Consider the following 8,472-nt stretch of genomic DNA (forward strand, 5'->3'; position numbering starts at 1 on the left):
TGATGGCTCCCGGCGGGAGCCTTGTGCAGTACCTGCGCCGGCCGCGCCTAGGCTTCGCTGCGGCTGAACAGGCGGTCGAACAGGCCGCGGCTTTCCGTCACGCGGCGCGCCGTCACCAGTTCCACCAGCTCGGCCAGGCTGCGCGCCACGGCGCTGGTGCGCGACAGCAGCAGCAGCGGGATGCCCTGGTTGACGGAATCGGTGGCGGCCAGGTAATCGTTGGGCACCGTATGCACCACTTCCGCGCCCAGCGCCTGTTCCAGGTCGGCCAGGCGCAGGCGCCCGCCCTTTTCATAGCGGTTCACGATCAGGCGCAGGCGCTCGCCCGGATAGCCGAGCGAACGGAAGATGTCGAGCAGGCGGCGCCCGTCGCGAATGTCGGGCAGGGCCAGCTGCAGCACCGGATAGATGGCGTCGGCGTTGTCGAGCGCCCGCAGCGACAGGGCATCGATCTGGCGCCCCACGTCGAGCACGATGTAATCGTAGTGCTGGCGCGCCACGGCGAGGATGCGGTCCATGTGCTCGGGCTGCATGTCGACCTTGTGCGCCGGATCGTCGGCCGCCGCCAGCACGCCGAAATTGGGCGTCACGTGCACCAGGCACGAGGCGAGGAAGGCGCCGTCCATGCGCGCGATCTGCGCGCAGATGTCGGACAGGGTCATGGCCGGCTTCTGGTCCGAGACATACAGCGTGGCGTCGCCGAACTGGCCGTGCAGGTCGATCAACAGCACCTTGCAGCCGGCCAGGCTGGCCAGCGCGTAGGAAAAATTCGTCGACAAGAACGTGGCGCCGCTGCCGCCCTTGCACGAGATGAAGGCGAGCACTTTACCGTCGCGCATCTGCGTCACGCCGGCCTGGATATCCACCCGGTCCATCGCCTCATGGAAGGCCTTGTGCACCAGCGGCAGCTGCAGCACCTCGCGCATGCCGGCGCGCATGGCGCGGATCAGCACATCCTGCTGCTGGCCGCGCGTGAGCAGCATCAGCACGGCCAGCGGATACTGGCGCGCCAGCCGTTCCAGCAGGTCGGCCTCGTCGGCTTCGATGCCGCTGGCGTCGACGATCACCAGCTCCGGCGCCTCGGGCAGCATGCGCTCGACGGCGTCGCGCAGGCCGCCGCGCCGCTCCAGCAGGCGCAGCACGGGCATGCGCGCCGCGCCCTGCGCGGCGATTTCATCGTGCAGGCTGGCGTCGCGGCTAATCATCAAGGCTTTCATCGCACTTCCTCGCTTCCTTCAGGTCAACACGTTCGGCTGCGCCCGGCCAGCGGCGCCCGGTCAGGGACAGAAATCCGGATTGTCCGGATAGCCCAGCGACTCGGCCACCGCCATGGTGGCGCCGCTGGGCAGGCGCACGGCGCCCGCGCCGGAGGGGAACATCACCCCCAGCAAGGGCAGCATGGGCCGGTACGGCACGCTGTCGCAGCGCGCGCCGGCGCCGGGCAGGCACAGGCGCGCGCGCACGAAGCGGATGCAGCTGGCGCCATGCGGATCGTTCAGGCAATTGATGCGGTTGCGCTGCGGGCAGCCCGGCATCGCCGTCACCGGCAGCGCGGCCAGGGCGGCGCCGCCGGCGGCCTGCGACAGGTAGTCGATGCGCACGTGGGCGTCGCTGATGCCGCCGCCCAGCGGCAAGGTGCCGGGCGTGGCGCGCAGCACGGCGCGCGTGCGCACGGCTTGCAGGGCGGCGGCGTTGCTGAAATCGGTGACGGCGGCATCGCGCGCCGCACGCCGCGTGATCTCGTGCACCATGTGCCACACGTACACGGCACGCGCCAGTTCCAGCATGGCGAACACGAAGAAAAAGAACAGCAGCGCCAGCATGGCGAACTCGACGGCGAAGACGCCGCCCTGGCGCTGCCGGCGCGGGAGCAGGTTAATTGACATAGCGTAAGGTCGCGTTGGCACGCACGGGGATGGGCGCCAGCTGCGGCAGCCACTTGCGCGTCAGCTCGGGCAGGAAGTCAACGGGCATGTCCACGGCCACCTTGATGCGCACCTGCAGCGGCGGCGTCGCATAGGTCCCGCAACCGTAGGAATCATCGGCATACACGCATTCCACGACGACCCTGGCAGCCTCCATTTGCGGCCAGCTTTCCGCCATGGCATCGGCCACCATCTGCCGGGCAAACGCGACGCCCTGGCTGGCCGTGCCGATGCTGGCCATCTGCGGCAGCGGCATGGTGGCCAGGTAGCGCGCCGCATCGTGGGTGCCTTTCTGCAGGGCCGTGTACACGAGCAGCGCGCGGCCGAACAGCAGCACGAAGGGCAGCAGCCCCATGAAAAACAGCAGGATCAGCGCCAGCTCGATGGCGGCGACACCGCCCTGGCGGCGTGGCGCGCGGTTGCGGGGCATCATGGCAGCAGCTCCGCGGGACCGAGCAGCGCGCCTTCGGCCACCAGGCCCGCAAATTCGGCGCTCAGCACGCCATTCGTGGCCGGCGCCGTCATGAAGAAGCGGCCGATGCCGCGCACCTGCGCCAGCACGTCGCTGCCCGCCGGCACGGGGCAGGCCAGCAGCGCGATGTGCAGCAGACGCCGCTGCGCCATGCCCGTGTTGCCCGTCGGCGCCGTCTGGAAGGCCAGCGTCAGGTAGGGCGGCGTGGCAGGATAGCCGGACTTGGCGGCCGGCGCGGCAGGCAGGGCCGGATACAGCTTGGCCCAGTCGCTGGTGGCAAACGGCAGGTAGCCGCCGGCGGGCTTGACGCCGCTGTACCTGGCGGCCCTGGCGAAGGACCACAGCGGTCCATAGCTGCCGACGCCGGGCGGCGTCGCGTTCGATTCCGGATCGGCCACGGACAGCAGCGGATTGCCCGTGCTCAGGGCGCTGGGCGCGTCGGGCGCATTCGTCATCCACCAGTTGCTGGCCGTATTCGGGTAGGCGCGGATATTCGTGTCGGGCGGCGCCGTGACGGGATGGCAGCCGCTGCCCGCATGCTGGTTGAAGCGCGCATTGAAGGCCGGCCACAGCGCGGCGGGAAAGGGCCGGTGCACGTGCACGGCAGCGCTGCCGATGCGCGGGTACAGCACCGTGCCGCTGCAGACAAACGGCAGCACGCTGGCATCGCCCACCTCCATCGCGGGACCCAGCACGCCCGGCTGGCCCAGCGGATTGAGGATGAAATGTTCGGGCGCCGGGCCGTTCGGATTGAGTTTCAACAAGTTATACGCCACGCCGCGGCGAAAGCCGTATTCCAGCAGCTCGACGGCCGGCAGCAGCGCCGCATTCGTGCGCGGGCTGGCCGGGCTGGCCGACAGCGCGCAGATGGCCAGCGGCGTCAGGTGCAAACTGCTGCGGCCGGCCACGGCGCGCGCGCCCGTGTCGAGCGTGCGCAGGGCCGGCGACCAGGCGCCCAGGAACGCCGTCGCCACCTTGCCCAGCGACGGCTCGCTGGCCTGCGTATCGACGCGCACGAACAGCGCCGCGGCGGCATCGGGCACGGCGCCCGCCGCGTGCCACTCGTTCGCCGGCGCGTGGGCGGCGCTGGCGAAGCGGATGCTGGCCTCCGACAGGATGGCGCCATCCATGCGGCGCCGCCAGGCGCTCCTGTCGGAGGCGCTGCTCCGGGCTTTCGCCACAGCGGCAAGCAGGCCCTCGGGCGTGCCCGTCAGCTCGGCCGCCGCCGCCAGCGCCGCATTGTCGGCCAGGTTCTGCAATTCCGTCTTGCGGCCGATGACCTGCCCCACGTCGAGCGCCAGGCCGATAAAGCCCAGCACCAGGATGAGCAGGATGGAGAAGGCGATCAGCATCGCCCCGCGCTGGCGGCGTCTATTTTCCATTGCCGCTGCCCAGCATGAACTGCACCGGCGGCAGGGCTTGCCCGTTCGGCTCGGCAAACGAGGCGCGGTAGCGCTGCATGACGGCCTGCGCGCTGGGGCCGTCGAGGCCGTCTACCGGCGTGCGGCGGACGGCGCTGGCCGGATAGCGCACCTGCTGCGCCATGGCCAGGCGCACGGCGTCGCCAAAGCGCTGGTCCAGCTGCGGCGTGCTGCTGTGCGCGCAGGCGGCCAGCTGCAGCGCGGCCAGCAGCGCGCCCAGGCGCCGCAGCGAGGTCACAAGCGATGTCGGCATGGCGTGTCTCCCGGTCTCATGGCAAGGCGATCATTTCAATTCGAAGCCGCCGTCCACGCGCGGCGCCGGCACGGCGGGCGCGGCCAGCGGCAGCGTCCCTTCCATCTTGCCGCCCAACAGCAGCTGCGTGCGCGACGGCGGCGCCAGCTGCGCCGTCGGCAGCACGGCCTCGGCGGGCAAGGGTTTCACCAGGTGGGCGGTGATGACGAACAGCAGCTCCGTGCGGTCGTGCTGGAAATCCGTGCTGCGAAACAAGGCGCCGAGGATGGGCACTTCGCTGAGCCAGGGCACGCCCGTGATGTTGCTCACCTGGTTGTTCTTGATCAAGCCGCCGATGGCGTAGCTCTGGCCGTCATACAGCTGCACCGTGGTCGAAGCGCGCCGCGTCGTGATGACGGGCAGGATCGAGCGGCCGCTGACGCCAGCGGCGGAAATGCCCACGCCTTCGCGCGACAGCTCCGACACTTCCGGCGCCACCTTCAGGTTGATGCGCCCGCCCGACAGCACGGTAGGCGTGAAGCGCAGGCCGACGCCATATTCGCGCTCTTCCAGGGTGATCTTGTTGTTGTCCTGGCCGACGGGAATGAAGATCTTGCCGCCGGCCAAAAAGCTGCCTTCCTGCCCGCTGATCGCCATCACCGTCGGCTCGGCGAGGATGCGCACCAGACCATCCTGCTTCTGCGCCTCGATGGTCAGCTGCTGGCCATTCGACTTGCGCACGTCGAGCAAGCCGTTGGCCGTGCCGCTGAGGAAATTCGACAGCAGGGTCGTGGCCCAGCTGCCCGAGGCGAAGCGCAGGGTGGCGCCCACTTCCAGGCGCTCCAGCAGGGACTTCGACACTTCGGCGATCTGCACGGCCAGCATCACCTGCTGCGGCGCGCTGACGTCGAGCATATTGATGATGCGGCTGCTCGCGCCGCCCGTGCCGCCGCTGGGCGCGGGCGCGCCTGCCAGGGGCGGCACGGCGCCGCCATCGGCGGGCTTGGGCAGCGCCAGCGGCACCGTGGCGCGGCGCACGTAGGCGTGCGCCAGCTCGGTGGCGCGCAGCACGGCGCCCGCATCCTGCACCGTGCCCGACAGCACCAAGGTATCGGCCACGGCCGTGACGCGGATGGCTTTTTCTTCCGGCATCAGGGCCGCCAGGGTCGTTTGCAGGCCGGCCGGGTCCATGCTGACGCTGACGTTGACGACGCTGCAGGCGCCGCTCTTGCCCTGGATGATCATGTTCGTGCTGCCCACGTCGACACCCACCACGTACAGGGTGTCGGGCGCCACCAGCATGGCTTGCAGCACGGCCGGATTGCCGACGCTGCGGGCCAGCACGGCCTCGGGCAGGCGCAGCATGCTCGACTTGCCCACGTGCAGCTGCAAGTTGCCGGGCGTGGCCGCTTCGCCGCCGCAACGGGGGCCGGGTTCGGCCGCGGCGCCGGCGAGCGGCAGCAGGCAGCATAAAGTCAGCAGGGCGCGGTTCATGAGCGTGTCCATGGTTGATCCGGGGCGGAAAGCTAGAAACATTCGCGCGACTGGCGCGTACCATCGATGACGCCGCTGCACTGGCGCGGCGGCTCCGGCGGCGCCTTCGCCACGCGCACGGGACGCGGCGCCACGGGCACGGCGGCGGGAGCCGGCGCGGCCGGCGCCGCGTCGGCTTCGTGCGGTCCGCCCAGCAGGGTCAGCTTGGTGGCGCCCGCCGTGACGCCCGGCTGCGGGTCGACCTGGTTGCGCAGCACCAGCGACAGGCTGCCCACGCTGCGCGCCAGGTCCAGGTTTTCCGCCTGTTCCGGGGTCACTTCCAGGGTCACCGCATTGACGACGCGCGGCTTGGTCTCGTCGCGCCCCACTTCCTGCGCCACGGCCAGCACGAGGATGCGTTCGAGGACGATCTTGGAAATGTTGCGGCTCTGGGGGAAGGCGCGGTCGCCGGCATCCTGCTGCGTACTGACGATGATGTCGACATAGTTGCCGGGCAGGGCGAAGCCGGCCACGCCGATCACGTCGTTGACGCGCACGGTGATGGCGCGCCGCCCTTCCGTGATCAGGGCCGACAGGCCGCCCAGGGTGCCGGCCGGCGCCAGCTTGGCTTCGCTCAGCGGCTCGCCGCGCAGCACGCTCGTCTTCAGCACCCGTCCCGCCAGCGGTGCCGGGTCTTGCAGCGCGCCCTGCGGCAGGCTTTCCGCCGGCCATTCGGCCAGGCGCAGCATCTCGGGGGTCAGGCGCTGGCCCAGGTTGACATCGCTGGCGGCGACGACGATCTTGCCCTTGCCGGCCGGCGTCTGGCGCAGCAGCCAGTGCGAGGCCAGCAGCACGGCCAGCAGGCCCAGCACGATTGCCATGGCCATCATCAGCAGGGCGCGGCGGTCTTTCATGCGATACGCTCGCACAGGCTGGCGGCCGGCATGTCGCAGCTGGCAAACAGGCTGTTCCAGGCCTGCTCCAGCGTGACCACCGTCAGGCACGCCTCGCTGCCGGCAAAGCCGGCGAAATCGGCGATGCGCGCCAGCAGTTCGCGGGGATAACTGGCCAGCAGGGGCCGCCCCTGCTGGCCATGCAGCTGCATCAGGTGATTGAGGACCTGTTCGTCAAAGGCGATCTCCGCCAGCCGGCACTGCTGGCGGAACAGGGCGCGGTAGGCGCCGTCGCCCAGCGGCCCCACCTGCACCTTGTAGCCGATGCGGCGCAGCAGGGAGGCGTCAAACAGCTCGCCCGGCGCCATGCTGGTCGCCAGCACGAGGGCGCTGTCGAACGGCATGCTGATCTGCATGCCGCCTGGCAAGCCCAGCTGGTCGACGCCGCGCGCCAGCGGCTGCATCAGCCGCGTCAGCAGTTCCGGCGCGCCGAGGCGCTGGCGGCCCAGGTCGTCGATGATCAGCATGCCGTTATTCGCCCGCACATGGGATGGCGCCTGGTAGCAGCCGCCGCTGGCGTCCTGGCGCAGTTCCAGCATGCCCGCGTCGAGCTCGGCGCCCACGTGGATCACGGGACGCTGGCACAGCACCCAGCGGATGTCCGTGCTGCGCCGTTCCAGCGCCTGGCGCGCATGGCTGACGTGCTGCGGCGCCGGCGGCAGGTGCTGCGCCGCATCGTACAGCTGGATGATGTCCTGGCCGACGACGATGGCGTAGGGCACGGCGACCAGGCCGTGCAGCAATTGTCCCAGCTGCAGCGCCAGGGTCGACTTGCCGCTGCCGGGCGGGCCGTACAGCAGCAGCGAACGCCCCGAATGCAGGGCCGCGCCCACCAGGTCGAGCATGCCCGGCCCCGCATGGGCGCCGCCCAGCACGGCCGCCAGGTCGTCGCTGGCGACGCGCTGCGCCTGTGCCTGCCACGACTGGCGCGCCACCATGGCGCGGTAGGCTTCCAGGGTGACGGGCGCGGCGCCGATGTAGGCGCAGCGCTCGAGGAAGGCGCTGGCGCGCTGCTTGCCCGCGCCCGTCAGCTGGTATTGCACGTCGATCTCGGACTCGCCGCGCCAGGCCACTTCCGCCATCTGTTCCGTCACCATGAAATCGATGACTTCGCGCAAGACATTGATCGACAGGCGCAAGCGCGTGGTCAGCACGGACAGGTGCGTCTTGCCGCTGACAAACATGAGCTTGGCGATCAGCTCGACCACCAGCTGGCGCTCCAGGCCCGTCTCGCGCAGGCTCTTCGGCTGCGGCGGCAGGGGCGGCATCAGGGTCGCGTCGGCGGGGCGCGGCATACTGTCGGTGGTGAAATAGTCGACCTCGGTCATGCTTTGTCTCCAAGCCGGTTAAGACTGCATTGCACAGATTTCATTCTAGCGAGCGGGGACCGGCGCCCATTGATCGAGAGCAATGAATACAACTCAGAAATACTGGCGTCCCTGCACGGCCAGGCTGCCCAGCGCGATGGCCAGTCCGTAGGGCATGTTGCCCACGCTGGCATGGCTGGCCAGCGCGGCGGGCGCCAGGGGAATGCCGGCCGTGCGCGCGATCATCGGCCACAGCAGCTGGCGCAGATTGCGCAGGCAGGCGCGCCACTTGCCCTGATACGTGATCATCAGCACGGCCATCAGGCCACCCAGCACAAAGGTGGCAAAACAGATCTGCAGCACGGGCCAGGGGCCGGCGAACGCCCCCACCATGGCGATCAGCTTGACGTCGCCGGCGGCCGTGCCGCGCAGCACGTACAAGGGCAGGAAGAGGAAGAATCCCGTGGCCATGCCGCCCAGCCACAGCGGCAGCACTTGTTGCGGCCACAGCCACAGATGCAGGGTCAGCGCGGCCAGGATGCCGGACAGCACCAGGGCATTTGGGATCTTGCGGCGGATCAAATCACTGACGGCCGCGGCCGTCACGAAGCACAGCAACAGCAAGTCGCACAAGGCAGTTGCAGGCATGGCATCCTCCCGAAAAAAACCCGCTGCCGGCCGGCCGGCAG

9 protein-coding genes are annotated in these 8,472 nt (G+C 69.9%); all 9 read right to left on the reverse strand.

Features of this window, described 5'->3' with window-relative positions; all coding sequences use genetic code 11:
• Positions 1 to 47: 47 nt before the first annotated feature.
• The 9 genes from EBS11_RS12210 to EBS11_RS12250 all read right to left on the reverse strand — a co-directional run bounded on the left by EBS11_RS12210 (position 48) and on the right by EBS11_RS12250 (position 8,431).
• Complete coding sequence (locus EBS11_RS12210) at positions 48 to 1,217, reverse strand: AAA family ATPase (protein WP_290603232.1); 1,170 nt, start codon at positions 1,215 to 1,217, stop codon at positions 48 to 50.
• A 60-nt stretch (positions 1,218 to 1,277) separates the two neighbouring features.
• Positions 1,278 to 1,886, reverse strand: coding sequence for a TadE/TadG family type IV pilus assembly protein (locus tag EBS11_RS12215; protein WP_290603233.1), 609 nt, complete (start codon positions 1,884 to 1,886; stop codon positions 1,278 to 1,280).
• The gene (locus EBS11_RS12220) at positions 1,876 to 2,358 is read right to left on the reverse strand and encodes a TadE/TadG family type IV pilus assembly protein (protein ID WP_290603234.1); all 483 of its coding nucleotides are present in this window, start codon (positions 2,356 to 2,358) and stop codon (positions 1,876 to 1,878) included. The genes EBS11_RS12215 and EBS11_RS12220 overlap by 11 nt, the downstream gene beginning before the upstream one ends.
• On the reverse strand, positions 2,355 to 3,779 hold the full coding sequence (locus EBS11_RS12225; protein ID WP_290603235.1) for a pilus assembly protein TadG-related protein: 1,425 nt from the start codon (positions 3,777 to 3,779) through the stop codon (positions 2,355 to 2,357). The genes EBS11_RS12220 and EBS11_RS12225 overlap by 4 nt, the downstream gene beginning before the upstream one ends.
• On the reverse strand, positions 3,769 to 4,071 hold the full coding sequence (locus tag EBS11_RS12230) for a hypothetical protein (RefSeq protein ID WP_290603236.1): 303 nt from the start codon (positions 4,069 to 4,071) through the stop codon (positions 3,769 to 3,771). Before EBS11_RS12230 ends, EBS11_RS12225 begins: the two co-directional genes overlap by 11 nt.
• A 30-nt stretch (positions 4,072 to 4,101) precedes the next feature.
• Complete coding sequence (locus tag EBS11_RS12235; protein WP_290603237.1) at positions 4,102 to 5,556, reverse strand: type II and III secretion system protein family protein; 1,455 nt, start codon at positions 5,554 to 5,556, stop codon at positions 4,102 to 4,104.
• A gap of 20 nt (positions 5,557 to 5,576) precedes the next feature.
• Positions 5,577 to 6,437: a Flp pilus assembly protein CpaB gene (gene cpaB, locus EBS11_RS12240; protein WP_290603238.1), complete on the reverse strand. Its 861-nt coding sequence runs from the start codon at positions 6,435 to 6,437 to the stop codon at positions 5,577 to 5,579.
• The gene (locus tag EBS11_RS12245) at positions 6,434 to 7,804 is read right to left on the reverse strand and encodes an ATP-binding protein (protein WP_290603239.1); all 1,371 of its coding nucleotides are present in this window, start codon (positions 7,802 to 7,804) and stop codon (positions 6,434 to 6,436) included. Before EBS11_RS12245 ends, cpaB begins: the two co-directional genes overlap by 4 nt.
• Positions 7,805 to 7,897: 93 nt before the next feature.
• A complete protein-coding gene (locus EBS11_RS12250; RefSeq protein ID WP_290603240.1) occupies positions 7,898 to 8,431 on the reverse strand; it encodes an A24 family peptidase in 534 nt (177 codons plus the stop codon).
• Positions 8,432 to 8,472 lie beyond the last annotated feature (41 nt).

The sequence above is a fragment of the Janthinobacterium sp. genome (genome assembly GCF_009923995.1).
Lineage (GTDB): Bacteria > Pseudomonadota > Gammaproteobacteria > Burkholderiales > Burkholderiaceae_D > Janthinobacterium.

Bases quoted from the DNA above. Each gene is read 5' to 3' on its own strand.
- EBS11_RS12210 (WP_290603232.1), bottom strand. From the start codon at position 1,217: ATGAAAGCCTTGATGATTAGCCGCGACGCCAGCCTGCACGATGAAATC.
- EBS11_RS12215 (WP_290603233.1), bottom strand. From the start codon at position 1,886: ATGTCAATTAACCTGCTCCCGCGCCGGCAGCGCCAGGGCGGCGTCTTC.
- EBS11_RS12220 (WP_290603234.1), bottom strand. From the start codon at position 2,358: ATGATGCCCCGCAACCGCGCGCCACGCCGCCAGGGCGGTGTCGCCGCC.
- EBS11_RS12225 (WP_290603235.1), bottom strand. From the start codon at position 3,779: ATGGAAAATAGACGCCGCCAGCGCGGGGCGATGCTGATCGCCTTCTCC.
- EBS11_RS12230 (WP_290603236.1), bottom strand. From the start codon at position 4,071: ATGCCGACATCGCTTGTGACCTCGCTGCGGCGCCTGGGCGCGCTGCTG.
- EBS11_RS12235 (WP_290603237.1), bottom strand. From the start codon at position 5,556: ATGGACACGCTCATGAACCGCGCCCTGCTGACTTTATGCTGCCTGCTG.
- cpaB (WP_290603238.1), bottom strand. From the start codon at position 6,437: ATGAAAGACCGCCGCGCCCTGCTGATGATGGCCATGGCAATCGTGCTG.
- EBS11_RS12245 (WP_290603239.1), bottom strand. From the start codon at position 7,804: ATGACCGAGGTCGACTATTTCACCACCGACAGTATGCCGCGCCCCGCC.
- EBS11_RS12250 (WP_290603240.1), bottom strand. From the start codon at position 8,431: ATGCCTGCAACTGCCTTGTGCGACTTGCTGTTGCTGTGCTTCGTGACG.